Raw genomic sequence first — 26,243 nt, 5'->3', positions numbered from 1 at the left:
TAACGATTTATTATATCCACCGACAATTTAACTTATTATTTTTTATTCAAAGTACCATTGGAAATTGACCAATACCACATACGAATTGACGGATTTTACAATTTTCCCATAACCTCGAACAAGGTCCATTCATTGGGGTCCAATACAATGGAATCAGGTTGGTCTTCGCTTTCCATTTGGATATTTTGGTTGCGTTGGTTTATTTCTATGGTTTGGATGGTGAGTTTGCCATCTTTCACCAAACCTATTTCCAAAGGAAACCGGAATACATGATGGTCCCGCAATTGCTGTATGCTTAGATTTACTTTTCCGTTACTGTAACCCCAATTCCATTTGATTTGCGGATGGCCCTTTATAAAAAGCCATTGCTCAAAAAAAGACTCTAAATCCTTGCCCGATACTTTTTCCATCACATCTCGAAAATCGTCTGTCAATACATTGCTATTTCTGTATTTGTTGTAGTATGCCCGAATACCTTCCCAGAATGCACCATCGCCCAGTTTATGTCGTAGCATGTTCAATACCCAACCTCCTTTTTGGTAGGTGTTGGTGCTCAATACCTTCATAGGGTCTTTTATGCTGAGGTCAACGATGGGAGCAGGATTTTTTCGGTAATAATCAAAAATCTCTTTTTTATCTATCGCCAGTTCTTTTTTTCTACGCTCGTCGCCATATACGTTCTCGAGATAAAGAATGGAAAAATAAGTGGCAAAACCTTCGCTGAGCCAAACATGGTTCCAGCTTTTCTCTGTGGCTGAATTACCGAACCATTGGTGAGCAATTTCGTGGGCGATTAAGGGTTCAACTGTTTTGTTTCCGGTGACCGAATTTTCAAAATAGGCTATGGTCCCAGCATTTTCAAGTCCGCCCCATTGGGTCTTGGCCTGCATATTGGCCAATTTGGCGTAGGAATAGGGGCCAATGTGATCAATAAAATATTCGAGCACGTTTCCGGCAACCTCGTAATCACCAAAACCTTCCAAACGGTTTTGTGGATACACCCATGCCGATACTTCGATACCATCCACATTGTCCACCAATCGCGAAGCAAATTCGGTGACACCAATGGTCATCACTTTGGTGGCTACGGGGGCAGGTTCGTTATAAATGGTGAGCTTATAGCCGTTTTCCAAATTGCTTTCCTCCACTTTTTCACCCGTTGCCACTACATCGTAATGGTCTGGAGCGGTAATCTGGAATTCCACACTAGCCTTATCGTACGGATGGTCTACTGAGGGAAGCCAATGCCTGGCCAAGTTGGGCCAATTATCGCCAAAAAAGGAGCGCTTGCCAAATTTGGTGGATGCTATGACCAAGCCTCTTTCGGGAACCCCTTGGTATGTAATGGTAAAGGTTTGTATGGAATCGTTGGAATTCTTCGGAACAATGTTAATCTTGTCGTCGGCGTAAGTATAGTTGGCCTGGGAATCGTTTTCTGTCACCTTGGTGATTTCCATACCAAACTCACCGGATTTTTGGATGAGGTCCAGAGAAAAAGGAACCGCTCCATCCTTAAACTTAACCGTTATCTGGGTTTCCCCTTTTATTTCGTTCGATGCATCATTTAAATGAAGGCCAAAAACATAGTTTTGGACATCTACCGATTCATTTTTGGCATAAACATCCTGTGCTACGGAAAAATGGAATAACCCTAAAAAAAGAGCTAAGTTGAGTATAAATTTTTTGGACATAAAATCAAGTTGAAAGCCGGGGGCTTAAATTTCAACCCAATTTATCCATTTTAGGCCAAAACCTTTTCCATTTTTTCTTTTATCTGCTCCAAACACAGATTACCTAAACTGCCTTCGTGGATGTGGTCAATGTCCCGTTTTGGTTTAAAGTTGCCATTTTCTATCGCTTTGCCCATGGTCTTATAGGCATCACGGAAGGGCATACCACTTTTCACCAATTCGTTCAAGGTATCCACACTAAAGAGATAATCATATTTAGGGTCTTCCAAAATGGATTTGTTCACTTTGATTTCCTTTAGGCTGAAGGTCATCATTTCCAAACAGGCATGCATGTCCTGCAATGCGGGAACGATTACTTCCTTAACCAGTTGAAGATCCCTGTGATAACCACTGGGCAAGTTGTTCATGATCATGATCAATTGGTTGGGTACTGCTTGAATCTTATTGCACTTTGCCCTGATCAATTCAAATACATCTGGATTTTTCTTATGTGGCATAATGCTGCTCCCCGTGGTCAATTCGTTCGGGAAGGAAATGAAATCAAAATTCTGGCTCATGTACAGGCAAATGTCCATCGCCATTTTGGATAGGGTAGCGGCAACACTTGAAATACCGAAAGCGGTTGCTTTTTCCACTTTTCCACGGCCCATTTGGGCGGCCACCACATTATATTTTTGCGTGGCGAATTCCATTTCAGCAGTGGTAAAACTTCTATCGATGGGGAAAGAACTTCCGTAACCCGCTGCACTACCCAATGGGTTTTGGTCCGCAACTTTATGGGCAGCCTGTACAAAGTACAGATCGTCCACCAAACTCTCGGCATAAGCAGAAAACCAAAGTCCGAACGAGGAGGGCATTGCAATTTGAAGGTGGGTGTAGCCAGGCAACAAAACACTCTTGTGTTTGTCCGCAAGTTTGATCAGCAAATCAAAAAGTACCTTGACCTGACTTTTGATCTCGGTCAACTCATCTTTAAGGTACAATTGCATCGCCACCAAAACCTGATCGTTTCTGGAACGAGCAGAATGGATTTTCTTGCCTGTATCGCCCAATTTTTCGGTCAGCATAAACTCGATTTTGGAGTGCATGTCCTCAAAATCGTCCTCAATCTTAAATTTCCCCTTTTCGATGTCTTTGGCGATGGCATCCAAAGCTTTTACAAGGTCTTTGGCCTCATCTTCGGAAATCAGTCCGACTTTGCCCAGCATTTTGGCGTGTGCCTTGGAGGCGATAACGTCATATTTTGCCAACAACAAATCCAATTCGCGGTCGTTGCCTACGGTAAAGTGGTCTATTTTTTTATCGGTACTGAATCCTTTGTCCCAGAGTTTCATAGTTTTTGTTTTGTCATTCCCATGCAAAGGGGAATCATATTAATTCGTTCTCGACTTAGCTCGAACTGACAGTTTATTGTAAAAATCCCGTTAGGGTTTTGATGTAAATATCTATTCCCTCCTCAATTTCGTTTACAAAGATATATTCGTTGGCCGAGTGCGACCTTGTACTGTCACCAGGTCCCAATTTCACCGACTGACAGCTTAGGGCGGCCTGATCGGACAACGTTGGTGAGCCATATGTTTTTCGGCCAAGTGCCAATCCGCTTTTGACCAGATCATGATCAGGATCAATGCATGATGAGTTCAAGCGCAAGGAGCGTGGCGTCATTTTGCAAGGCGCTTCTTTTTGGAGTATATCCGCAATTTCCTGATTGCTGTAACAATCGTTCACACGGACATCGATCACCAAATCCACGTGGCCGGGCACCACATTGTGTTGGTTGCCTGCATTGATTTGGGTCGTGGTCAGTTTTACTTCACCGAGGGCATCCGAAACTTTATCGAAGGAATAATCTTTTAGCCATTGTAAAACCTCAATGGTGTTGTAGATGGCATTGTTTCCGTTGGGATGTGCCGCGTGCGAGGGAGTTCCATCGACCACTGCATCAAACACAACCAATCCTTTTTCGGCAATGGCCAAGTCCATTAAAGTGGGTTCTCCTACGATGGCCACATCAATATTTGGAAGAATGGGAAGCAAAGCTCTAATGCTTTTTTCTCCGGCATCTTCTTCCTCGCCCGTGGCAGCCATAATGATATTATGGCTTAGGTCTTTTTTCTCATAAAAATGAACAAAAGTGGCCAATAGTGAAACCAAACATCCCCCCGCATCGTTACTTCCGAGTCCGTAAAGTTTTCCATCCTCGATATGGGCGTCAAACGGATCTTTGGTATAGGCACTGTTGGGTTTTACGGTATCGTGGTGTGAATTGAGCAATAATGTTGGTTTGCTTTCATCAAAATGTTTGTTGAAGGCGTAAATGTTGTTGTACTGTCTTTTGGTCGCTACACCAAAACCCTGAAGAAATTGCTCTATGGCATCACCTGTTTTGACCTCTTCACCTGAAAAGGAAGGTGTGCTAATGAGCTTTTTCAGCAGTTCAATGGCTTTTTCCGTTAAAATGTCTTGCGTTATTTTCATAAAGTCAATGTCGTATAATCTGAATTGTCCGCTTCCAGCATATTGGTGTTTCCTACGCAAACCTTGGATACGTTGTTGCGTAATGCGTAAAAACAATTGTGCATTTTTGGCAACATGCCATCGGCTATTATGCCATAGGCCAAAAGTTCGTCATATCCTTTGGAATCGATATGCTGAATTACGGAATTTTCGTCCTCCACATCTTCAAGAACTCCTTTTTTCTCGAAGCAATAATATAATGTGGTCTCAAATTGGTCTGACATGGCTATGGCAAGTTCCGCAGCAATGGTATCGGCATTGGTATTCAACATTTGTCCTTTCCCATCGTGGGTAAGGGCGCAAAAAATTGGTGTGAACCCTGCCTGTAACAGTTTAAAAATCCCATAGGTGTTTACCAAGTCCACATCGCCCACCAAGCCAAAATCAATATTTTTTTTTGGTCTTTTGTGTGCTCTAATGGCATTCGCATCGGCACCGCTCATTCCAATGGCATCGGTTCCCAAAGCCTGTAATTTCGCTACTATTTTTTTGCTGTACAATCCTCCGTAGACCATTAGTGCGATATCCAAGGTTTCGGCATTGGTAATTCTTCTACCATTGACCATTTTGGATTCCACGCCCATTTGTTTGGCCAATTCTGTGGCTTTTTTACCTCCTCCATGGACCAAAATTTTGTTGCCATCCATTTTAGCAAATAGGTCCAAGACCTGTTTGCATCCTTCAGCATCTTCAATAAGGTTGCCGCCAATTTTTACTACGGATAATTTTTGTTTCATTTTATGTATTTATAATCCCTCCATCTATGGTCACTGAGGTTCCTGTAATCCAAGAGCTGTCATCAGAAACCAAAAAAAGCACAAGTTTAGTAATATCTTCAGGCGTGCCCAACCTTTTTAACAATGTAGTCCTTTTCGCATTTTCAACAGCCGTATCAGGATTCTCGAAAGCCTTGGCGGATTCCCATAATAAGGGAGTGTCCACAGGGCCAGGGCAAATAGCGTTCACTCTAATTTTTGGCGCATAATCCACCGCCATTTGCTTCATCAAGGCTACGGATGCAGCCTTGGAGGCACAATAAGCTGGGTGATTTGGGAAGCTCTTAAAGGCTGCGATCGATGCATTGATCAAGATATTGCCTTGTGGCTGTTCCTGTAAATGGGGAATCGCATATTTGCAAAGGTAAAAGATGGCACTCAAATTGGTGTCTATGGTGTTTTGCCATGAATCAATAGGTAGCTCTTGAACATTGCCCAATCCAAGAACTCCAGCATTCAAAGACAAGATGTCCAGCTTACCATAAGTTTCCAGAGCTGTATCCACCAATTTTTTGTTGTAAGATGGTTCTGTGACATCCCCTGGCACGAACACTGCTTGGTCAAGACTCTTTTCTAACGCTTTGCCGCTTTCCTGGTTCCTGCCCGAAAGCACCACCTTGGCCCCTTCGGAAGAAAGCCCTTCGGCAATGGCTTTTCCCATTCCGCTCGTTGCACCGGTCACGATACATACCTTATCCTTTAGTTTCATTTGTTCTCCAATATTTTTTTCAATACAATCTGAGCTGAATAGACCCTGTTTTTGGCTTGTTCCACCACCAGTGATTGTTCACTGTCCAACACGGCATCCTCCACGATCATGTTTCTTCTAACGGGGAGGCAATGCATGAACTTGGCCCTACCCAGCTTTTCTTTTGTAATCGTCCAATTGGTGTCTTTGCTCAGTACCTTTCCGTAGTCGGAATAGCTGCTCCAGTTTTTCACGTAGACGAAATCGGCGCCTTCCAAAGCTTTATCTTGGTCATACTCTATTTGACATCCTTTAGTCAATTCTGGGTTGAGTTCATAACCCTCGGGATGGGCGATCACAAAATCAGCATCCTGTAATTTCATCATCTGTATAAATGAATTGGCCACAGCATGCGGCAATGCCTTGGGATGCGGAGCCCAGGACAAAACCACTTTAGGTTTCCTTTTGGTTTCATACTCCTTCAAAGTAATGGCATCTGCCAATGCCTGAAGGGGGTGCCCCACTGAACTTTCCATGTTTACCACCGGGATCGTGGCGTACTTGGCAAATCCATTGATGACTTCTTCCGCTTCGTCCTTTTCCCTGTCCACCAAACCTGCAAAGGCCCTTATGGCAACGATATCGGAGTATTGGGAAACCACTTGGGCAGCTTCTTTTATGTGTTCCGAAGTGCCTTGGTCCATAATGGTTCCATCTCCATATTCCAGCGCCCAACCTTCGTTCCCGAAGTTCATGATCATTACTTCCATTCCAAGATTCATGGCTGCCTTTTGCGTGCTTAAGCGGGTTCTGAGGCTATTATTGAAAAACAATAGACAAATTGTTTTCCGCTTGCCCAAACCTTCAAACTGATAAGGGTCTTTTTTTAGGGTTAATGCTTCGTTCACCCAATCGGGCAAGGATTCTATATCGTTGACGGATAAATAGTGTTTCATTGTAATGCTTTTTTCAGCGCTTCAAAAAATAGGTCAATATCATTTTTGGTAATGTTCAATGCGGGCAAAAAGCGCAACAGATTTTTGTTTTTGGCACTGCCCGTGAACATATGCTGTTCCACAATCATTTTTTTGCGCAATGAGGCGATTTCAAAATCGAACTCCAGACCAATCATAAGTCCTTTACCCTTTACTTTTTTGATTTCAGGTATCTCTGAAGCTTTTTTCCTAAAATAGGCTCCAAGTTCGGAAGCGTTTTCTATCAGGTTTTCTTCTTCCAAAACCTCCAAAACAGCTAGACTCGCGGCACATGCCAAATGGTTGCCACCAAAGGTGGTTCCCAAAAGTCCGTAAGATGGTGTAAACGACTCGTGAATCAAAATGCCTCCCACAGGGAAACCGTTGCCCATACCCTTGGCTATGGAAATAATGTCGGGATCTATTCCATGGTGCTGAAAAGCAAAGAATTTACCGCTTCGACCATAACCGGATTGCACTTCATCGGCAATAAGGACTATGTTGTGTTCTTTACATTTTTTTGCTATAAACTGGAAGAATTCCGTGGTGGGCTCATCCAAACCTCCTACACCTTGAATGGCTTCTATGATCACGGCACAATAGGCATCATTTTCAATGGCTTTTTCAAATGCATCAAAATCGTTCAGCGCCAAGAAAGTGACTTCCTGTTGTTTGTTGATGGGAGCATTGATGCTTGGGTTGTCTGTAGCGGCCACTGCAGCCGATGTTCTTCCGTGAAAACTATTGGTAAAGGCAATCACTTTTGACTTGCCAGTGTGAAAAGAGGCCATTTTTAGGGCATTTTCGTTGGCTTCAGCCCCTGAATTGCACATAAAAAGGTCATAATCTTCACAACCGGAAAGCTCGCCCAGTTTTTGCGCGAGTTCTTGTTGTAGTGGATTTTGGACAGAGTTACTGTAAAACGCCATGTTGTCCAGTTGCTCCTTGATCCGCTTTACATAATGAGGATGGGTATGGCCAATGGAAATCACGGCATGACCACCATAAAAATCCATATATTTTTCCCCTTTATCGTCCCAGACCTCAATGCCCTTTGCCTTTACGGGAGTAACATCATATAACGGGTATACGTCAAATAATTTCATATTTATCCCTTTCTGATTTGACTGATTTTTTCAAATGAGGATACAATTCCCCTGATCAATGATGAGCTCAAGCCTTGGTGTTCCATTTCGTTCAAACCTTCAATGGTGCATCCTTTTGGCGTGGTCACACGATCTATTTCTTCTTCTGGATGGCTTCCTGATTCAATTAAAAGACTGGCAGCACCGTTACAGGTATGCATGGCCAATTCTTGCGCTTCTTTTGCATCAAATCCCAATTGAATGGCCCCTTGGGTAGTGGCACGTATCAATCGCATCCAAAATGCAATTCCACTGGCACAAATTACCGTGGCAGCTTGCATCTGGTCCTCTGGAATTTCCATGGTATGACCCATTCGATTGAAAATCGCTTTGGCCAGATCCACACGTTTTTTGCCGAGTTCGTTGCTACAAATACAGGTCATGGATTTACCAACGGAAATGGCTGTGTTTGGCATGCTTCGGATGATAAATTTGTCCGACCCGATGATTTCCTCGATTTTAGGAATACGGAAGCCCGTAATGGTACTGATCACTACATGTTTTTCGGTCAAAAGGTCCTTGGTCTCCTCCAATATGGAAGCAAAATGACCTGGCTGTACCGCAAAAATGAGGATATCCGAATTTTTAACGGCCTCTTGGTTGTCCGAAGTAACGGTTACGTTCCCGTATTTTTCAAACTCTTGAATGGATTTGGTGTTCCGTTTTGTGAGATACATGGTGGTGGCACCGTTGCTGTGCAAAATGCCCTTGGCAATGGCCAGTCCCAAATTCCCTGCTCCTATAATCGCTATTTTCATGGTCGATATTTTAAAATACCCCTGCTTTTAATAAAAGACCCTCGGCCTCAGGGAAACCGAACATCAAATTCATGTTTTGCACTGCCTGCCCCGATGCACCTTTCAATAAATTATCAATGGCCGAAGTCACCAAAAGGAGGTCGTCATGTTTGTGTAAATGGATATGGCATTGATTCGTGTTCACTACTTGTTTTAGGTGTAATTCTTCCTCAGACATATGAGTAAAGGCAGCATCTTTATAAAAATCGTTGTACAGCTCTTTTGCTTCTTCCAAGCTGCCGTTGTATTTGGTGTAGGCAGTGGCCAAGATTCCTCTCGTAAAGTTCCCACGGTTGGGCAAAAACATCAATTTGCCTACGGACTTTCCATAAGAATTCAAGCTTTCCCCAATTTCCCCCAAATGTTGATGTGTAAAAGGTTTGTACCAGGATACGTTGTTGTTCCTCCAACTAAAATGAGAGGTGGCGGATAATCCAACGCCTGCCCCAGTACTTCCTGTTACAGCGTTGATATGTACATCATCACCCAGTAAACCTGCTTTTGCCAAAGGCAACAATGCCAATTGGATGGCTGTTGCAAAACAACCGGGATTGGCAATGGCCCCTGCAGCTTGTATGGCAGACTTGTTCAATTCAGGAAGCCCGTAAATAAATCGTTGGCCATTAAAAATGGAATCAGCTTGTAACCTGAAATCGTTGCTGAGGTCTATGATTTTTGTTGATGTCGAAAATTTGTTCTCATTCAAAAATGAGGTCGAATTACCATGTCCCAAACAAAGAAAGACCACATCCACATCAGGATTTACCTCGCCAGAAAATTTCAATTCCGTCTGTCCCAACAAATCTCGATGGGCAGAAGTAATGGCTTTTCCCGCTCGAGTGGTGCTGTACACAAAGTCGATCTCGGTTTTGGGATGATTAAGCAGAAGCCTTATCAGCTCTCCGCCCGTGTATCCCGAACCTCCTATGATTCCTGCTTTGATCATAAATCTTGATTTACATGGTTTGCAATTTTCCCCGAATTGGACAAGATTTTGATGAAGCCCTTTGCATCGTCAGCGGTCCAGCCTTTGTTCATTTCTCCATAACTTCCAAAGGAAGCGTTCATTAAATCGTGCTTGGAAGAAATTCCGTTCAGTTCAAATCGATATGGATGTAAGGTGACAAAAACATCACCCGAAACGTGTTTCTGTGTGTCGGTCAAAAAGGCCTCAATATTTCGCATTACCTCGTCCAGATAGTTTCCTTCGTGCAAGAGCATACCATAAAAATTGCCCATTTGCTCTTTTTGGTATTGCTGCCATTTGCTCAAGGTGTGTTTTTCCAGCAAATGGTGCGCTTTAATAATGATCAATGGGGCCGCGGCTTCAAAACCGACCCTTCCTTTGATTCCAATAATGGTATCGCCCACATGGATATCCCTGCCAATGGCGTATTTGGATGCAATGGCAGATAATTTCTCGATATTGGCTACAGGTGTATCCTGCTCGCCGTCCAACGCTACCAATTCACCATGTTTAAAGGTCAATTTCAACTCTTTTGGCAATTCTTTTTCCAATTGGCTCGGGTAGGCACTTTCAGGCAAAGATAGGTGGGAGGTCAGCGTCTCGTCACCCCCAACGGATGTTCCCCACAAGCCTCGGTTGACTGAATATTTTGCTTTTTCCCAAGAGTAATCGATACCGTTTTGTTGTAGGTAATTGATTTCTTCTTCCCTGGCCAATTGTTTGTCCCTGATTGGGGTGATGATCTTTATTTCAGGGGCTAGGATTTGAAAGATCATATCAAATCTAACCTGATCATTTCCTGCTCCGGTACTACCGTGTGCAATGTATTTCGCCCCTATCTTTTTGGCATGGTTTACTATCTCGATTGCCTGAACAATTCGTTCCGCACTTACGGAAAGGGGATAGGTATTGTTTCGGAGCACATTTCCAAAGATGAGGTATTTTACCACCTTGTCATAAAATGTGGCGACCGCATCGATGGAGGTGTAAGTGGTCGCACCCAAGGCAAGGGCTTTTTCTTCGATCTCTTCAATTTCAGCTTTGCTGAACCCTCCTGTGTTCACGCTTACTGCGTGCACTTCAAAACCTTCTTCCTGCGATAGGTATTTGGCACAGTATGAAGTGTCCAATCCGCCACTGTAGGCTATAACTAATTTTTCCATTTTTTGAATCTTTAAATATTGTTGTTGTCGTACTAAGCGTTCTTGACTGCGCTCGAACTGACAGTTTATTTGTCTTTCTTTTTTAGAAAAAGGCTTTCCTTAATACTTTTCAATCGTTGAAATGCCTTTTTGTTGATTTTTTCGGGTTCTTGTTTTTGTGCCTTTGGGTCGTGCAACATTCCTGTGCAGAGACACATTTTTCTGTCGGTACGTGTTAGAATATCAAAGTTCTTACATGTCTGACAACCCTTCCAGAACTCCGGGTCATCGGTAAGTTCAGAAAAGGTGACGGGTTTGTAACCCAACTCGTAGTTCATTTTCATTACGGCCAGGCCTGTAGTGATCCCAAAAATCTTGGCATCGGGAAATTTTTTCCTGGATAGGTCAAAAACCGCTTTTTTGATTTTCTTGGCGAGACCTTGATTTCTGTAATCGGGATGCACGATCAAACCGGAGTTGGCCACAAAGTCCTTGTTTCCCCATACCTCGATGTAGCAGAAGCCAGCAAACTTATCCCCATCCAAAGCAATGATGGCGTTTCCGTTTTGAAGGCGCTTTATGATATATTCAGGCGTACGTCTGGCGATACCTGTACCTCGGACTTTGGCCGATTCGGTAATGGTATCACTAATGATCTGTGCGTATTTAAAATGTGATTCGTTAGCAACAATAATTTCCATTGCAAGCGATTATTCTGTAAAAATTGAAAAAAATGTATTTGGAAGTTTTGCGGAAATGGACTCACCTATTTCCAATAGATATGATGCACCCTTACGGGCGACGACGGCGGGGAGTAAATGGACTGATAGGAGCAGTGATGCTCAAAGTGGATAATATGTGCTGTTGTCCTTTCATTCTGGGGCTAATGTACAAATTAATTCGAATTGTACTAAAGTTGGGATTACTTTTTGAAGAAATATAACTTTTTTGGTCTGCTTCCTATCATTTCATAAATAAAGAAGCCGATTACCAAAATGTATTCAATGGCCAACAACCATAGATTCTCTTTGTAATCAGGATTGGAGTAGGTGTAGTAGCTGAGAATAATGGTGCAGGACCAGACCAGGGGGAACCGGTAGTCCGTAAATATGGCAAATCCCAAAAGGAATACCACGTACCACGGATGTACGGTACTGGAGAGAAAGTAATAACAAGCCAAGGCAAATACCATTGATGTGATCATGATTTCCAGTTTTTGGTTTTTCCGAAGGAAAGCAAGCAGTAATACGATAACAACCACAACTTTTTGAATTAAAGAGCCGTACGAATCAATTAATTCCCAGGGCTTGGCTTCGAAATAGCTGACCGCAATCTTTTTTACTACATTGTAAATACTGGCATTGAATTCAAAATTTGAAAACCATAATCCGACGCTCTCCGAGTAATTGTCAATAAACACAGGAGCGTAAAAAGGGAAGAGCAATGCGGCACAACCTAAACCTATAAGTGTGTAAAAAACGACACTCTTCTTAACTCCCAGGTATTTCATGAAAAGGGGCAAAAACAGGAGGGGCATTAGCTTTACCATAATGGAAGTGGCATATATGGGTGTTGCCCATAACCATTTGTTTTTTGAGATAAGATGCAAGGCCCAAACAAAGAAGAAGAGCATTACCCCTTCAAAATGAAGGTTGCCTGTTAGTTCGATGACGACCAAAGGATTTAAAAAGTACCAAAATGCCAAGTGATTGGCTTTGTTCAGGTGTTGCAACAGTTTTCTGCCAAAATAAAGTACGCCCAAGTCTGCAAGGATCACGATCAATCGCATCGCAATGGTAGAGCCCAGTATGCTTCCTCCGCCTAAAAGGGATGCAAGTGCAAAAAGTACTTGGTTAACAGGTGGGTAATTACTGTAATGTCTAGCGTTAAGGTCGGTCATCCCTTCGTGAAGCTCCTTCATGCCGTCAAACGATACCGTATCCTGTTCCATAATTTGGTCTGGGGTGTACAAATAGGGATTGAGGCCATTTTTGATGAGTTCGCCATCCCAGATAAAACGGTAAAAATCTTGTGAGAGGTTAGGCTCTGCAATCAGGAAAACCAATCGAAAAAGTATCCCGATGACCAAGAGGAACTTAAAATTCCACTTTTCGAACCGTATAATTTTGAAAGTAAGGTAAAATAGTGCCCCAAAGAGCATAAAAAGCTTTACAAAATCGGTACGCACCAAATTGTAAGCGAAACTCCAGTAGAACAAAATACAAGCGACAGCAAACAATATCGGGTATCTGTGCAGTCGCCAGTAAGATTGCATAATGGTGGGTTATGCCTTGGAAGTTAAGGATTTAAAGAATACAAATCCAAAACCTAAGAACAACATCAAGTGGAAAGGGAACAATCCGTAGTCGTTCAATGGTATGGCGCTGTACATTCCGAAAAGGAAATAAATCATTAAGGCAAACTCCAAAATCATGTTGGGCGAAAGTTTCTTGGTGAGGTACTTGTTGCCTTTCCAGGAATCCGTAAGGTTATTGATGTTGAACTTTGGGGTTCTTACAAACTCACTTCGTTTACCTAAATGTCCTTCCAAAACAGCTACCGTATTGTGCAATGAAAAGCCCAATGCCACTGAGAAAAAGGTAAAGAATAGTTTAATGTAGTCCACAAAATTATCAAAACTGCTACCCTGTATGCTCTTGTAGGTGAACCAATAACAAACGAACAGGATAATGGTACTTAGGATGAAGAAGCTGGTTACCTCAAATACCCAACCCAAATGTCCATATGTATTTTTGATGTAGAGCATTGGAATGCTCAACAAGGCCACGGTAAAAACACAAAGGAACATAGAGCTGTTCAATAAGTGCATAACCCCGTGAAATTTGGTTTTAAAAGGTATGTTTTTGGCCGTGATGACACTCCAAACAGTTTTTCTAAAGTTTTCGGCCCCACCTTTGTTCCAACGGAACTGCTGTGAGCGCGCTGCACTGATTACAACGGGAAGCTCGGCAGGTGTTTCAACATCTTCCAAATACTTGAACTTCCAGTTTTTCAATTGGGCGCGGTAGCTCAAATCCAAATCTTCGGTAAGGGTATCACCTTCCCAGTTCCCTGCATCAAAAATGCATTGTTTTCTCCAGATACCTGCGGTGCCATTAAAGTTGATAAAGTGTCCTTTTGAGTTTCTTCCTACTTGCTCCAAAGTAAAGTGGGCATCCAAAGCAAAGGCTTGGATACGTGTTAGGGTAGAATAATCCCTATTGATGTGTCCCCAGCGGGTCTGGACCACACCGATTTCTTCATCTTTAAAGTAGGGAACAGTTTTCTTGAGCCAATCGGCTTCTGGCAAAAAGTCGGCATCAAAAATGGCTATAAAATCCCCTTTGGCGATTTCAAGACCTTCTTTTAGGGCGCCGGCTTTAAAGCCTTGTCGATTTTCGCGGCGAATGTGCTGTATGTCCAATCCAGTTTCCTGAAGCTCTTGTACCCTTCGGGCGGTTTCGGCAACGGATTCATCGGTGGAGTCATCCAACACCTGAATTTCCAACTTGCTTTTTGGGTATTCTATTTTGGCGATGTTGTCCAACAAACGCTCCATTACGTATTCCTCATTATAGATGGGAAGCTGTATGGTCACGAATGGAATTTCTTTGGGGTCTAGAAGGTTGAACTTTGGGGCTTCTTCGTTTCTTCTTTTATACCCAAGGTAATTGATTAGGAGATTCAACTGTGCAAGGCTGTAGAAGAAAATCAAAACTAAGGCGATACTATAAATAGCAATGATGATGTAAGTAATAGCAAGTCCCATTATTTTAAACTGTATTTAAAGATCCAACCCAATATTTTTATGCCCGCAAATATAGTACCTTTTACCGTACCTGATACTTTTGAAACGCCAATTCTTCGTTTGTAACGTACTGGTACTTCGATATATGACATTTTTTTTCTCAAAATTTTCAATTGCATTTCCACAGTCCATCCATAAGTTGTGTCCTGCATTTTCAATTCTTTGAGCTTTTCATATTTTATCGCCCTAAAAGGTCCCAAATCCGTAAATTTTGACCTAAAAAACAATCGCATTAAAAATGTGGCCAATTGGTTACCAAAAACCTGTTGCGGGGTCATTGATTCTGGTTCGCGAAGTATTTTTTTTCGCGCTCCAACCACAAAATCGATGTCATTTTCCAAAATTGGGGCGATAATCTTATCCAATTCCTCTGGATAATCTGAATAATCTCCGTCGATAAATACGATAATGTCGGGTGTTTTGGATCTTTCGGAGATGTAATTTAATCCCTTTAGGCAAGCAAACCCATATCCCTTGCGGTTTTCTGTTACTACCGTTGCTCCTGCTTTTTTTGCATTTACCACGGTATCGTCCTCAGAACCGTTGTCCACAACAATTATTTCGGATACATGACCAGGAATTTCCGAGACTACCAAACCAATGGAGTCTTCTTCGTTGATTGCTGGGATAATGACTTTGACGTCCGCCATTGGCTGGGTATCAATTTTAGTTCGTGTTAGTGGTTGCCAAAACTAAAATTTTCCATTGATATCTGACCGGGATTGTTCAAAAAAGGAAGTCTGTCTATTTTTTGTTGACAAGGTTCATAAGGTCTACATCGTTCCCCAACAATACTTGGTTGCTATCTATCCTACCTTCCAAGGGACCATTCTCCAATTTAAGCACGCCACGAGGACAAACAGCGGAACAAATACCGCATCCTACACAACTTGCTCGGACTATGTTCTCCCCTTTTTGCGCATAGGCACGCACATCGATGCCCATCTCACAATAGGTGGAACAATTGCCGCAAGAGATACACTGTCCTCCGTTTGTGGTGATCCTAAATCGAGAGAACAATTTTTGCTGGAAACCTAGGATGGCTGCCATAGGACAGCCAAAGCGGCACCATACCCTGCTTCCGAAGATAGGGTAGAAGCCCGTTCCGATAACTCCTGAAAATATACTCCCGATCAAAAAAGAATATGATTTACGAAGTGTTCCCGATTTGAAAAGGAAAACTTCACCTTCACCACTGAAAAAGTGAAATCCGATAAGGGCTATGATGATCACAAAGTAACCTATGGCTCCGTACTTCGCATCTTTTTGGAGCTGATCCCGCTTAAAGATCATGGCCCAACCGAACACTAGCGTCAGTAAAACGGCCACGCCGATCAAAAAGGAGCTTTTGGTCAACCAATATTTACTGGTGTCCGTTCCCAAATAGGAATAGATGACAGCGGTGGTCATCAAAGTCACAAATACTACTACGCTGTGCACTACCCAGCGCTCAACCTTCCATGCAAATGTGGATTTATCGCTTAATTGCCTAAAGGAATCACCTGCAGTTTCTGCCAATCCTCCGCAGCCGCATACCCAGGAGCAGTACCATCTTTTACCATATTTATAGGTTAGGATAGGTGTGATCACAAAAATGGAAAGGATGCCGAAAATCAAGAAGGCAAATCCAATTTCTCCCGAACTTAAAAACATTTTGATGCGATAGCCCTCAAAATTGTAATAATTGAGCGGCCAAATATTTTTGAGGTCGTAGTAAGGTAGACTGCCTCCGTCCAAAATTTTATGGCCGTTCAAGCGGGCCATCAATTCTGGGATAATAAAGGCAAAAGCGGTTTGAAAGAACATCACGCTCCAAGTTCTCAATCTCTCGTAGCGATTGTGGCGGTATTTCCAGATGAACTTGATGCCAAAGGCTAAAATGGCAACGGTGTAAAGAGTCCCATAAACAAACCATTGGCTTGCGGGATTCCCGTTCAAAAATTTGCTGAGTGGGTCAAAAAGGCCGATAACACCTTTGTTTTCGCCATCACTGACCAAGCCAAGGTATTCCGGATAAAAATAGAGTACAATGTAAAAGCCTGTGAGCGCCAAACCTGCCACCCATCCCCATAATCCACGGCTGGAAATGGACCTGAACCAAACCCCGTCGTTTTTAATGCCTGGAATTTTTTGGGAATAGGCATCCCAAGAAAACCAAATGGTTCCAATGCCAATGGCGGATAAGGACAAGGTCAACCATAAGGTCTTGTTCGGAAAACTGGTATTAAAAACAGCCAAGAGCAAAATACCGAGTCCCGATAATCCCAAAAGGACGGCAATTTTTTGACCAATGCTTAGACTTCTGGGTGGTTCGCCCGTTAAGGCCATACTTTTATTATAGGTGCTCATAATTATAACTTAAGCAATCTTGAAGATGCGTTTTAGGTTTTTCTTTTTCAGGTTGATGGATTTTCCAAAATCGGCATTGTATTTTGAAACAATATCGGATTCAAAATTTTTATAGAATTCGGGGTCAAAACTGGCATCTCTGAGGTGCTCCATCACAAAATCAACCGTTCTTTTTTCACTGAGCCATCTATCGAAAACTTCGTGCCGTAAGCGAATCCCAAAAGTGTTGATGCCCAAAACGGTTTCGGAATCATTATCAAACGCAATAGTGATACAGCGTTTTTCTTTGGGATGCCTCCAATGGAAATGGGTTTCGGATTCTTTTTTTCTTGGTTCCGGAAAAACCCAACCATAGGTTTGGTACTCAATATCCAGAAACTTGGCTGAGTTGAACCAATGCCCTGGTTTGTATTCCATTCGGTTTCCACAGATGGTCTGGGCCAGGGTTTCACCCATCATCCGGCCTGTGTACCAAACGGCTTCAACAGCTCGTCTATTCCCAATGGCTTCTTGCTGCTCTGCGCAATCGCCAATGGCGTAGACATCTTCAACGTTGGTCTCCAAAAATCGATTCACCTTTACACCTCGACCTAATTCAATTCCCGAATCTTTGAGGAAATCAATATTAGGAGTTACACCTGCTGTTAATCCAACTAAATTGCAATCAATTTCTTCACCAGTTCCGGCCAAGGTCACAGATTTTACCCTTCCATTTTCGTCGGGATGGATTTCTTTTAATGAGACACCCAAACGCAAATCAATATGATGTTCCCGAATGTGCTCATTGATCATTTCGGAATCTCTATTTGGTAATATATTGTTCCAAAAACTGGGTTCCCGTACTAAAAAAGTAACAGGAATATCGCGGGTGCGAAGCATTTCGGCCAATTCAATACCGATAAGACCACCTCCTACGATTACTGCTCTTTTACATACTTTATTGTTCGGTGCGTTTTCTTCCAGCAGATCCAGATCTTGCTTTGAGTATAGTCCTTGAACACCATCTAGATCCTGTCCGGGCCATCCAAATTTGTTGGGTTTTGACCCTGTTGCAATAATCAGTTTATCGTAGTTGAGGTCTGGCGCACCATCAATATGAAGTGATTTTTCTTTTGTGTTTACCTTGGTAACGTAACCCCTAACCAAATCTATTCGGTTCTTTTTCCAGAAGTGGTTTTCATAGGGTTGGGTGTGCTCAAACTTCATATGGCCCATGTACACGTACATCAAGGCTGTTCTGGAAAAAAAATATTCAGATTCGGCCGAAACAATGGTAATTTTTTTGTCCGAAAGTTTACGGATATGTCTTGCAGCCGTAACGCCTGCAATACCATTTCCAATAATGACAATGTGCTCCATGGGTTGGGTTTGAATGTTTTATGTGTCGAGTTTTATGGAAAGAACTTAACAGTAAAATGAAAATTAATAAGAATTTAGCAGCTAATAGGTGTTTTAAAATTATTATTTTAGAAGGGTCCACAATCATTATGAAGAAGCTATTTTTTTTATACGTTCTTGTTTTTGTCTCTTGTGCCACTAGCAAGTTTGACAAAGTCAATGGTGTCAGTTTTGTTGCGTCTGGGGAAGAATTATCGCAACAACATGTCGATCCTGTTCTTGATGTTCAGGCCAATTATGCGGCTATAATGCCCTTTGGTTTCATTAATGAAAAAAACTCATCTGAACTGTTTTTCAATTTGGATAGGCAATGGTTTGGAGAACGAAGAGAAGGGGCTAAACAGTATATCGAAAAACTACATCAGAATGGGGTCATGGTCATGGTTAAACCCCAAATTTGGATTCATAGAGGAGAGTTTACAGGCAATATGAAGATGCCTTCGGAAGCGGACTGGAAAAAACTGGAGGAATCCTACGAAAAATTTATTCTACTGTTTGCTGAACTGGCCGAAGAGACCCAAAGCGATATTTTTTGCATTGGGACGGAGCTAAAGACGTTTGTGAACGAGCGACCTGAGTTCTGGAACCAGCTAATTCAAAAAGTAAGAACGGTATATCATGGAAAGCTCACCTATGCCGCAAATTGGGATGAATATGCAAAAACGCCATTTTGGTCGGAATTGGACTATATTGGTGTAAACGCCTATTTTCCATTGTGTGAAAAGCAAAACCCTACTATTGAAACCCTTACCGAGGGCTGGCAGCCTTGGAAAACCAAAATGTACAATCTTGTAAAACAGGTTGATAAGCCCATTTTGTTCACTGAATTTGGGTATCGAAGCATGGATTTTACAGGCAAAAAACCTTGGTTGGTAGACCGAAATCAGGAGAAAGTAAACCTAGCGGCGCAGGCCAGGGCCACACAGGTACTTTTTGACGAATTTTGGAACGAGGATTGGTTTGCAGGAGGCTTTGTTTGGAAATGGTTTATGCAGCACGACCAAGTTGGAGGTCATGAGGATAACCGTTTTACTCCCCAAAATAAACCTGCAGAATCCATAATTAGAAAACAATATGCCCAAGTGAAGGAATCACGTCTTTAAAACTGTTAAAAGATTGTGGGATTTTTTCTGCTAAAAAATTCCTTCGTGTTTTATTTTTTGTGATATTTGCAATACACCCCTCCCAAAAACTTTCAGCAATGAAATCAAAATTGACCCTTCTATTTTGGGTATGGGCTTGTACATTCCTTTTTGGACAGGAAAACCCTTATTACAATGTGGTTGCTGAGCAAGGAGATGGTATTTTTTCCCTGCTTCGTAAACAAGGACTGGACCCTGTCAAACATTACGGAACATTTTTAGAGCTGAATGCCGAAAAGATAAAAGAAGGCACTCTTTTAAAGTTAGGGGAAAACTACAAAGTGCCCTACGCCGATGATTCCTTTAAAAAAACTGGTGTATTGATAGAAGCCATAGAAGATGTTGAGGAGCCGATTTTTGATAAGGAACTTGCACAAATGTATCTGAAAAGTGACAAGCTCAAAGATGCGGTGTACTACTTGATCACCGACAATACCACGGAACAGGACCAAAAAATTGTTACCGATATAACACAGCGTTTGGCTGCCGAGCTCATGGTACACGGGGCCAAGATATATCTAATGGGAGACGAAGTTTCCAATAACTTGGATAGAGACAGCTTGTCCGTTGTGGACGCTATGGGGGATTATATCAAAGCGATCAATAAACGTTATATACAAAATACGGGCAAATACCAACGTGTGCTGTTGATCCGTGCTGAAAATATAACCGGGTCCGGTAACTTGGATGTGGCAGTTTACCATTATAATAAAAGCACCCAAGGCCAGCGTTTTGCGGAGAATATTCAGAATGTATTCAAGGAGAACAGTGTTTCCAATACAACTTTTGACGAAGCTAGCTTGATCTTTGAGGACAAAAACAGCCTTTATTTAGCTCGAAATATTCTACCGGCCATAAGCTTACTTACCTTGGAAAACACTTCTAGATCCAGTAACAAAATCTCACTTAGATCAAACAGAAAAGAATTTGCCAATCTGATCAGTAATGGCATTATTAATGATTATGTTGATTTAGAATTAGAGAATTAGATGAAATCTTTTCGGTTTATCACATTTTTAATCGTTTTGTCTTTGGTTCAGGTCACGATGTATGCCCAAGAAGCATATCCTAAAGTACTGGCCCAAGAAGGGGATGGAATTTATTCCTTGTTGAGAAGACATGGTGTGAGTCCAACAAAATACTACAACGACTTTGTGGACATGAACAGTGAGGAACTGGGAGAAGATGAATCCCTGATTTTAGGAAGACACTATATGTTGCCCGATACGTTGGCCAAAAATGTTGAAGTGGTGGAAGAGGACATTACCTATTCCATTTTTGGTGATGATTTTAAAAAAGTGGATGCCGCCAGTGATCGTTTGGCCAATACGGTCTATTATTTGATTTCAGGTCACGGTGGGCCCGATCCAGGAGCCGTGGAAAAGTACCATGGAAAAATGATCGCTGAGGACGAATACGCCTACGATGTTACCCTAAGACTGGCCAGAGAGCTCATATCGCACGGAGCGGAAGTACATCTCATTGTGCAAGATGCTAACGATGGCATTAGAGACCATAAGGTCCTTGAGTTGGATACCGATGAAACTGTTGGCTCGAAAAGCATACCGCTCGACCAATTGGAGCGTTTGAAGCAACGCACCAAAGCCGTGAATGACCTGTACACAAAGAATACTGGTAAATATCAGCGTCTTTTGGTCACACATGTTGATAGTAGGGGCGAGGGCACCAATATTGATGTATTCTTTTACCACCATGAAAAAAGTACCAATGGAAAAAGGTTGGCAGAAAGTGTTCACCAAACCTTTTTCAGGAAATACAAAAAATTCCAGCCCAACCGATTGTACAACGGCACCTTTATGGAACGAAGCAGTTTGTATGTGGTAAAAAACACGCTTCCCGCTATGGCCTATATTGAAATTGGCAACATTAGAAACAAAAAGGACCAACGTAGAATCTTGGACCCCGATAACCGGCAGGCACTGGCCAAGTGGATTTCAGAGGGAATTCTATTGGATTATGAATCCTCCAAAGAGGCCATTGCCAAATAAAGCACTAACAACAACCTCCACCATTGTAATGGTAGGTACTTTCGCTTATATATATTTCATCTGAAGCGCTTGCCAAAGCAGCCGCTGTTTTATCACACACCGCTAAGGGTTGGTTTTGTTGTAGCACATGCCCCTTTTTGTCATCAAAATAGTCCTCGTTACCAAAATAAATAGCCGTTTTCCCTGTAAAAACACAGGGTCCGTCTTCGGGCATCGGGTCTTTTATGGCCGCTATTTCAATGGATTCAATATGAATGAGCTCTTTAGTGGGATAATGGTTTGGCGATAACACCCTGTACGATCGTTTTCCTCTGATTTCAATGGTTCCGAAACCAGCCTCGGTCAATACTTTTATGTAATCCTTCAAAGGAATGCTACCGCTAAGGCATTGTGCCCTTAACCTATCATCGTTACGGAGTTCGTCGCTCATAGGTTGTTCACAGATCGGGTCGCTCATCACCAATCTTCCGTAAGGCTTCAAAACGCGGTACATTTCGGAAACAGCTTTCTTAAGATCTTCTATTTTAAAAATATTGAAAAGGCAGTTTTGGGCAGCTACATCAACACTTTCGTCTTCAACAGGAAGATGTAAGGCATCCCCTTTGACTAAGTTGACATACTCACTTTTGAACCAATCGTTTTCCTCTTCGGCAATTTTGAAGTTTTTTCGGGAGGCTTCCAACATTTCGTCCACGGAATCCACACCAACAACTCCGCCTTTTTGTCTGGAAAAATAGGAGAATTGTAGTAGCTCCATTCCACCGCCGACTCCTACGTACAGAATCTTTGGATTGTTTACCAGATCCTGTGCGGAAACCGTGCTCCCGCAACCATAGTTCATCTCTTGCATGATCTTGGGAATGGACAGGCCCGGAAATTGCCAAATGGGATTGGTGGTACAGCAAAGCCCAACATCCGGGGTTAGGGCTGCATCTTTATATAGGTTTTGGGTGGCGTCTAAATAGCTCATAGTTCTTTGATCAGTTCTTTGAATAATTTAATCATTTTAGGTTCAGTTTGCCCGGCAATCTTCAAAATTTCCTGAACTTCAACAGGTTCTAGGTTGTCCGGGTCGCATTCATCGGTCAATACGGATACTGCTACAATAGGTAGTCGTAAATGATTGGCAACAATTACTTCGGGAACAGTACTCATTCCAACGGCATCGGCACCCATTATCTTGAGCATTCGATATTCTGCCTTGGTTTCCAGTTGTGGGCCAACCACGGAGGCATACACTCCTTTTTTTAAAGAAATATGCTCTCTATCGGCTATAGCTTCAAGTTTTTTTCGCATTTCCGGGTCGTAGGGCTCGCTCATATCAACAAATCGGTCTCCAAACTCTGCAACATTTTTAAAGGCCAATGGTGACCCGCCTTGCAGATTGATATGATCTTCGATCAGCATAATATCCCCTTTTTTAAAATCAAGGTTGATGGCTCCTGCGGCATTGGACACAAACAATTTTTTGATGCCGAGTTGATGCATCACCCGTATGGGATAGGTAATGTCCGTAAAATCATATCCTTCGTACAAATGAAATCGGCCCTGCATCACCACGGCTTTTTTGCCCCCAATGGTGCCATAGATCAATTTGCCCGTATGGAACTCCACTGTGGCCAATGGGAAATAGGGAATATGGTTGTAATGGGCTTCGGTGGGGTTTTCTATATCGTCCACAAGCTGTCCTAGTCCCGTACCGAGCACAATACCTATTTCCGGGGTTTCAAAACCTCGTTTTTTTAAATATTGAACGGATTCATCAATCTGTTTCTGTGTCATTCTTTTAGATGTTTTATAAATGGCGCAAAGGCCTTAATATCTATAATGTCCTCGTAATGGTCGACATCGTTTTTTTCTTTCAAAAGCGCTACTTTTTCGTCTGTTAAATCGGAAAGTGTGTCCGATAGCACCGTATTTGTGCCCCAATCCTTGTTTTGGAACAATTCCATCTTTAAGGATGTCATCCCTAAAAGATAGTACCCGCCATCTTCTGCGGGCCCCACAACAAAGTTGTGGTTTTTAAATTTTGAAAAAGCTTCTTCCAGATCGGATTGGTTCAGGTGGTACATATCGCTCCCAATGATGATGATATGCTCAAAACCTGCTTGGAACCCTTCTTTGAAGGCGTTCATCATTCGTTCGCCCAAATCGTTGCCTACCTGAAGTTTTTTTGTGTACAACTTATTGTCCCAAATATCGTTTCTCCAAACTTCTTCTGAGTAGTAAACCCATTTTTCCACCTTTAGATCTTTGGTGAACGACACGGTTTTGTCCAACAAAAATTTATAGATATCCAAAGCTGCTTGGTCTCCCACTTTAGCGGCCAATCGGGTCTTACACTTACCTAGTTCTGGGTTGCGGGTAAGGATTAAAAGTAGGTTTTTGCTCAATTGCTTTGTTTTGGTAACGGACACTTTTATGGTGTTGGTCAACAAGACAATCCAATACTTACTTTCCTGTTCTGTTGTTAAGACTGGGTCATCCTTTGTTCATCCACCCAAATATACCACCATAATGATTTTCTACATGGGCAAACCCCGACTTTTTGGATTTTGAAGTACTAAAAACCAGATTTCAATCCTAGGAAATTTTGATCAGATAACTGGGCAAGTGTTTTCGAAGCTTTTCAAAAGATATGGGTTTTGTAAAGTAGTCGTTCATACCAACTCCCTTAGCCTCGTCAATGGCCTCTTTTGTTACATCTGCGGAAAGCCCTATGATTCCAATGGTATCGTTGAATTTTCTGATTTCTTGAGTGGCCCTTAAACCATCCATTTTTGGCATGTGTATATCCATGAAAACCAAATGGTAGTCATTTTTTTTGACGGCTTCGATGGCCTCAAGTCCATTAGTAGCAGAATCGGAATGTACCCCCAAATTTTCGAGGGTCTTTTTGAGCACCATCACATTCACTCTATTATCGTCTACGATGAGAACGTTACAACCACTAAGGTCAATCAATTCTTTGGCTGTGCTTGTGGTGCTATTACTGGTCTCCGAAATCGGAAATTTAAGCGATAGGTGAAATTCGGTGCCTACACTTTCTTGACTTGTGACATCAATTTTACCTTCGAGAAGCTCTACAAGTTTATAGGTGATGTACAGTCCAAGGCCACTGCCTTCATGGCGTTTAGCTTTTCCTACCTCTACCTGGGTAAATCGGTCGAAGATGGTTTTAAGTTTATCGTTTGGAATTCCTATTCCAGAGTCTTTTATGGTAATGGCAATGGAAAGGTCATTGTCCACAATAGTTTCTTTATAAGAGATAGTTATCCCTCCTTTTTCGGTAAATTTTAGGGAGTTCCTTAAAATATTGGTTATGATTTGACCGTATTTCCCAATATCACCAACCACTTCAATCTGACTTTGCCCTGTTTGGTCCAGATTTATGTACAGTCCTTTTTCTTCCGCGGTTCGCCGATAAATCCTGATGATATTCCTTAACTCTCCCAAGGGAGAAAATATATCTTCCCTAAAAGTAGTTTTGCCTGATTCTATTTTATCTATTTCAAGAATATCGTTCACCAAAAGGAGCAATTTTTTGGAAGAAATATCCATCAAGGACAGGTATTCTTGCAGCGAACTTTGAATTTCGGACAGCTTTAAAACCTCAATAAATCCGATGATCGCATTTAAGGGCGTTCTTATTTCGTGGCTCATATTGGATATGAACTCTGTTTTTGACCGAGATGCCTTTTCGGCCCTTAATTGCTCCTTTTTCAATGATGTGTTGAGGTCTTTTAGTTTTACATTGGCATCGCGCAAATACTTGTTCTTTTTTCTAGAAGACCTATAAAAATATATCAGGGAGCTGGTAAGTAAAGAGAGCAGTAGCCCAAAAGCCAAATAAATGTAGGTCGATTCTTTTCTTTCGGCCAAGAAGTTTAGATGGGAAGGCATTAAAGAGAATGTCCATTTTTGGCCATCAAGTGCGTCCACCTCAAAAGTTGTAGTGAAAATAAATTCATTGCCGATCTCACTTGTTCTTGGATTGTTTTTGGAGTAAAATATGGTTCCTTTTTCGTCCTGTACTTGAATTGCGAATTTGTCCAAATCGGCAACCAACTCATTAAAAGGCGCTGTAAAATCCATACCTGCGGTAACTGAACCCCTAAAGGCACCATCAAAATAAACAGGCGCATCCACCAAAAAAGCAGTGCCCCCTTGGTGCAGCTCTGTCCATGAAGAAATGTTGGTTGAGGAGTCCAATACATGATTCCTCCATTCGGGATATCTTGGGTGTTTGGTAAGGTCTAACCCGACTGCTGCGCGGTTTCCATCCAAAGGTGTTATTTTTTGGATGATCATGGAGCTGTCCAGCCATTCCACAAATCTAAAGGATGGGTTTTGTTCCAGAATAAGGCCGGCATCTTTTTCCCAATAGTCAAAATATGAACCATTGGTCATTTCAATACGATGTTTAAGGTTCTCCAAGGATTTTATGTTGTATTTGACCAAAGAGAAAAACTCCTTTGCCCTAAGGCTTCCCGTGTTCTGAATCTCCCCAACGTAATTCGATTTTTGGGTGTTGAGGGAGTTGTTCCATAGGATAAAGACAATGGCTATGAATAGTGCAAAAACCGCAAGCGGAAATATAAGGTCTCTTTTAGAGGGCTTCAACGACATATTAAGTACCTAAATCGGGGCTAATTATTAATACTTTTTCAACTCATCAGTTTAGGGTCAATGCATATTTTGCTTCTTTCCATAGTTTTGGGCTCCGTAAGAAAATACAACATTCACTAAGGTTGTTAACACATTTTTTAAAGAAAAATTGTGTGCAATGCCCTCTTTAAGAGAAAAATGCACGGCTCTATCATATTTTCAATCGTTCTAG

The 26,243-nt window shown here is 42.1% G+C and carries 23 protein-coding genes; 3 read left to right on the top strand and 20 right to left on the bottom strand.

Annotation, left to right across the window (positions count from 1 at the left end; all coding sequences use genetic code 11):
• Positions 1-95: 95 nt before the first annotated feature.
• From J0654_RS16240 to J0654_RS16165, 16 genes are all read right to left on the bottom strand, one after another.
• The gene (locus tag J0654_RS16240) at positions 96-1,691 is read right to left on the bottom strand and encodes a M1 family metallopeptidase (RefSeq protein ID WP_207030169.1); all 1,596 of its coding nucleotides are present in this window, start codon (positions 1,689-1,691) and stop codon (positions 96-98) included.
• Between the two features lie 50 nt (positions 1,692-1,741).
• Positions 1,742-3,025 (bottom strand): argininosuccinate lyase, encoded by a 1,284-nt coding sequence (gene argH / locus J0654_RS16235; protein WP_207030168.1) that lies wholly within the window; start codon positions 3,023-3,025, stop codon positions 1,742-1,744.
• Between the two features lie 73 nt (positions 3,026-3,098).
• Positions 3,099-4,169, bottom strand: coding sequence for a M20 family metallo-hydrolase (locus J0654_RS16230; RefSeq protein ID WP_207030167.1), 1,071 nt, complete (start codon positions 4,167-4,169; stop codon positions 3,099-3,101).
• Entirely contained in the window at positions 4,166-4,945 is a 780-nt protein-coding gene (gene argB / locus J0654_RS16225) for an acetylglutamate kinase (protein ID WP_207030166.1), read from the bottom strand. The genes J0654_RS16230 and argB overlap by 4 nt, the downstream gene beginning before the upstream one ends.
• A 1-nt stretch (position 4,946) precedes the next feature.
• The gene (locus J0654_RS16220) at positions 4,947-5,693 is read right to left on the bottom strand and encodes an SDR family NAD(P)-dependent oxidoreductase (RefSeq protein WP_207030165.1); all 747 of its coding nucleotides are present in this window, start codon (positions 5,691-5,693) and stop codon (positions 4,947-4,949) included.
• Complete coding sequence (locus tag J0654_RS16215) at positions 5,690-6,628, bottom strand: Rossmann-fold NAD(P)-binding domain-containing protein (RefSeq protein ID WP_207030164.1); 939 nt, start codon at positions 6,626-6,628, stop codon at positions 5,690-5,692. Before J0654_RS16215 ends, J0654_RS16220 begins: the two co-directional genes overlap by 4 nt.
• On the bottom strand, positions 6,625-7,752 hold the full coding sequence (locus J0654_RS16210; RefSeq protein ID WP_207030163.1) for an aspartate aminotransferase family protein: 1,128 nt from the start codon (positions 7,750-7,752) through the stop codon (positions 6,625-6,627). Before J0654_RS16210 ends, J0654_RS16215 begins: the two co-directional genes overlap by 4 nt.
• Before the next feature lie 2 nt (positions 7,753-7,754).
• On the bottom strand, positions 7,755-8,549 hold the full coding sequence (gene proC / locus J0654_RS16205) for a pyrroline-5-carboxylate reductase (RefSeq protein ID WP_207030162.1): 795 nt from the start codon (positions 8,547-8,549) through the stop codon (positions 7,755-7,757).
• Positions 8,550-8,559: 10 nt separating this feature from the next.
• The gene (gene argC, locus J0654_RS16200; protein WP_207030161.1) at positions 8,560-9,534 is read right to left on the bottom strand and encodes an N-acetyl-gamma-glutamyl-phosphate reductase; all 975 of its coding nucleotides are present in this window, start codon (positions 9,532-9,534) and stop codon (positions 8,560-8,562) included.
• On the bottom strand, positions 9,531-10,718 hold the full coding sequence (gene argG / locus J0654_RS16195; RefSeq protein WP_207030160.1) for an argininosuccinate synthase: 1,188 nt from the start codon (positions 10,716-10,718) through the stop codon (positions 9,531-9,533). The genes argC and argG overlap by 4 nt, the downstream gene beginning before the upstream one ends.
• Positions 10,719-10,783: 65 nt before the next feature.
• Complete coding sequence (locus tag J0654_RS16190) at positions 10,784-11,398, bottom strand: GNAT family N-acetyltransferase (protein ID WP_207030159.1); 615 nt, start codon at positions 11,396-11,398, stop codon at positions 10,784-10,786.
• A 221-nt stretch (positions 11,399-11,619) separates the two neighbouring features.
• Complete coding sequence (gene mptB / locus J0654_RS16185; protein ID WP_207030158.1) at positions 11,620-12,972, bottom strand: polyprenol phosphomannose-dependent alpha 1,6 mannosyltransferase MptB; 1,353 nt, start codon at positions 12,970-12,972, stop codon at positions 11,620-11,622.
• A gap of 9 nt (positions 12,973-12,981) precedes the next feature.
• Positions 12,982-14,466, bottom strand: coding sequence for a cellulose synthase family protein (locus J0654_RS16180; protein WP_207030157.1), 1,485 nt, complete (start codon positions 14,464-14,466; stop codon positions 12,982-12,984).
• Positions 14,466-15,155, bottom strand: coding sequence for a glycosyltransferase family 2 protein (locus tag J0654_RS16175; protein ID WP_207030156.1), 690 nt, complete (start codon positions 15,153-15,155; stop codon positions 14,466-14,468). The genes J0654_RS16180 and J0654_RS16175 overlap by 1 nt, the downstream gene beginning before the upstream one ends.
• Before the next feature lie 94 nt (positions 15,156-15,249).
• Positions 15,250-16,854 carry a 4Fe-4S binding protein gene (locus tag J0654_RS16170; RefSeq protein ID WP_207030155.1) on the bottom strand — a complete coding sequence of 535 codons (1,605 nt, stop codon included), beginning with the start codon at positions 16,852-16,854 and terminating at the stop codon, positions 15,250-15,252.
• A gap of 9 nt (positions 16,855-16,863) precedes the next feature.
• Positions 16,864-18,213 carry an NAD(P)/FAD-dependent oxidoreductase gene (locus J0654_RS16165; RefSeq protein ID WP_207030154.1) on the bottom strand — a complete coding sequence of 450 codons (1,350 nt, stop codon included), beginning with the start codon at positions 18,211-18,213 and terminating at the stop codon, positions 16,864-16,866.
• A 128-nt stretch (positions 18,214-18,341) separates the two neighbouring features.
• Between J0654_RS16165 and J0654_RS16160 the strand changes: the two genes are divergently transcribed.
• The 3 genes from J0654_RS16160 (at position 18,342) to J0654_RS16150 (ending at position 21,403) form a co-directional block, all read left to right on the top strand.
• The gene (locus J0654_RS16160; RefSeq protein WP_207030153.1) at positions 18,342-19,355 is read left to right on the top strand and encodes a glycoside hydrolase family 113; all 1,014 of its coding nucleotides are present in this window, start codon (positions 18,342-18,344) and stop codon (positions 19,353-19,355) included.
• A gap of 98 nt (positions 19,356-19,453) precedes the next feature.
• Positions 19,454-20,383, top strand: a complete 930-nt coding sequence (locus tag J0654_RS16155; protein WP_207030152.1) for an N-acetylmuramoyl-L-alanine amidase — start codon at positions 19,454-19,456, stop codon at positions 20,381-20,383.
• Positions 20,384-21,403: an N-acetylmuramoyl-L-alanine amidase family protein gene (locus J0654_RS16150; RefSeq protein ID WP_207030151.1), complete on the top strand. Its 1,020-nt coding sequence runs from the start codon at positions 20,384-20,386 to the stop codon at positions 21,401-21,403.
• Between the two features lie 4 nt (positions 21,404-21,407).
• Here J0654_RS16150 and arsM read toward each other — a convergent pair whose 3' ends face one another.
• The 4 genes from arsM to J0654_RS16130 all read right to left on the bottom strand — a co-directional run bounded on the left by arsM (position 21,408) and on the right by J0654_RS16130 (position 26,026).
• On the bottom strand, positions 21,408-22,373 hold the full coding sequence (arsM, locus tag J0654_RS16145; RefSeq protein WP_207030150.1) for an arsenosugar biosynthesis arsenite methyltransferase ArsM: 966 nt from the start codon (positions 22,371-22,373) through the stop codon (positions 21,408-21,410).
• Positions 22,370-23,185, bottom strand: a complete 816-nt coding sequence (locus tag J0654_RS16140) for a purine-nucleoside phosphorylase (protein ID WP_207030149.1) — start codon at positions 23,183-23,185, stop codon at positions 22,370-22,372. The genes arsM and J0654_RS16140 overlap by 4 nt, the downstream gene beginning before the upstream one ends.
• The gene (locus tag J0654_RS16135; RefSeq protein ID WP_207030148.1) at positions 23,182-23,796 is read right to left on the bottom strand and encodes a TIGR04282 family arsenosugar biosynthesis glycosyltransferase; all 615 of its coding nucleotides are present in this window, start codon (positions 23,794-23,796) and stop codon (positions 23,182-23,184) included. The genes J0654_RS16140 and J0654_RS16135 overlap by 4 nt, the downstream gene beginning before the upstream one ends.
• A 190-nt stretch (positions 23,797-23,986) precedes the next feature.
• Positions 23,987-26,026, bottom strand: a complete 2,040-nt coding sequence (locus tag J0654_RS16130; protein ID WP_207030147.1) for a response regulator — start codon at positions 26,024-26,026, stop codon at positions 23,987-23,989.
• Between the last annotated feature and the right edge of the window lie 217 nt (positions 26,027-26,243).

Source organism: Flagellimonas profundi, from assembly GCF_017313275.1.
Taxonomy (GTDB): Bacteria; Bacteroidota; Bacteroidia; order Flavobacteriales; family Flavobacteriaceae; genus Flagellimonas; species Flagellimonas profundi.
This window is presented reverse-complemented; position numbering and strand designations above follow the sequence as displayed.

What these genes read in the sequence shown, in the direction of transcription:
- J0654_RS16240 (WP_207030169.1), bottom strand. Translation starts at nt 1,691, where the DNA reads ATGTCCAAAAAATTTATACTCAACTTAGCTCTTTTTTTAGGGTTATTC.
- argH (WP_207030168.1), bottom strand. Translation starts at nt 3,025, where the DNA reads ATGAAACTCTGGGACAAAGGATTCAGTACCGATAAAAAAATAGACCAC.
- J0654_RS16230 (WP_207030167.1), bottom strand. Translation starts at nt 4,169, where the DNA reads ATGAAAATAACGCAAGACATTTTAACGGAAAAAGCCATTGAACTGCTG.
- argB (WP_207030166.1), bottom strand. Translation starts at nt 4,945, where the DNA reads ATGAAACAAAAATTATCCGTAGTAAAAATTGGCGGCAACCTTATTGAA.
- J0654_RS16220 (WP_207030165.1), bottom strand. Translation starts at nt 5,693, where the DNA reads ATGAAACTAAAGGATAAGGTATGTATCGTGACCGGTGCAACGAGCGGA.
- J0654_RS16215 (WP_207030164.1), bottom strand. Translation starts at nt 6,628, where the DNA reads ATGAAACACTATTTATCCGTCAACGATATAGAATCCTTGCCCGATTGG.
- J0654_RS16210 (WP_207030163.1), bottom strand. Translation starts at nt 7,752, where the DNA reads ATGAAATTATTTGACGTATACCCGTTATATGATGTTACTCCCGTAAAG.
- proC (WP_207030162.1), bottom strand. Translation starts at nt 8,549, where the DNA reads ATGAAAATAGCGATTATAGGAGCAGGGAATTTGGGACTGGCCATTGCC.
- argC (WP_207030161.1), bottom strand. Translation starts at nt 9,534, where the DNA reads ATGATCAAAGCAGGAATCATAGGAGGTTCGGGATACACGGGCGGAGAG.
- argG (WP_207030160.1), bottom strand. Translation starts at nt 10,718, where the DNA reads ATGGAAAAATTAGTTATAGCCTACAGTGGCGGATTGGACACTTCATAC.
- J0654_RS16190 (WP_207030159.1), bottom strand. Translation starts at nt 11,398, where the DNA reads ATGGAAATTATTGTTGCTAACGAATCACATTTTAAATACGCACAGATC.
- mptB (WP_207030158.1), bottom strand. Translation starts at nt 12,972, where the DNA reads ATGCAATCTTACTGGCGACTGCACAGATACCCGATATTGTTTGCTGTC.
- J0654_RS16180 (WP_207030157.1), bottom strand. Translation starts at nt 14,466, where the DNA reads ATGGGACTTGCTATTACTTACATCATCATTGCTATTTATAGTATCGCC.
- J0654_RS16175 (WP_207030156.1), bottom strand. Translation starts at nt 15,155, where the DNA reads ATGGCGGACGTCAAAGTCATTATCCCAGCAATCAACGAAGAAGACTCC.
- J0654_RS16170 (WP_207030155.1), bottom strand. Translation starts at nt 16,854, where the DNA reads ATGAGCACCTATAATAAAAGTATGGCCTTAACGGGCGAACCACCCAGA.
- J0654_RS16165 (WP_207030154.1), bottom strand. Translation starts at nt 18,213, where the DNA reads ATGGAGCACATTGTCATTATTGGAAATGGTATTGCAGGCGTTACGGCT.
- J0654_RS16160 (WP_207030153.1), top strand. Translation starts at nt 18,342, where the DNA reads ATGAAGAAGCTATTTTTTTTATACGTTCTTGTTTTTGTCTCTTGTGCC.
- J0654_RS16155 (WP_207030152.1), top strand. Translation starts at nt 19,454, where the DNA reads ATGAAATCAAAATTGACCCTTCTATTTTGGGTATGGGCTTGTACATTC.
- J0654_RS16150 (WP_207030151.1), top strand. Translation starts at nt 20,384, where the DNA reads ATGAAATCTTTTCGGTTTATCACATTTTTAATCGTTTTGTCTTTGGTT.
- arsM (WP_207030150.1), bottom strand. Translation starts at nt 22,373, where the DNA reads ATGAGCTATTTAGACGCCACCCAAAACCTATATAAAGATGCAGCCCTA.
- J0654_RS16140 (WP_207030149.1), bottom strand. Translation starts at nt 23,185, where the DNA reads ATGACACAGAAACAGATTGATGAATCCGTTCAATATTTAAAAAAACGA.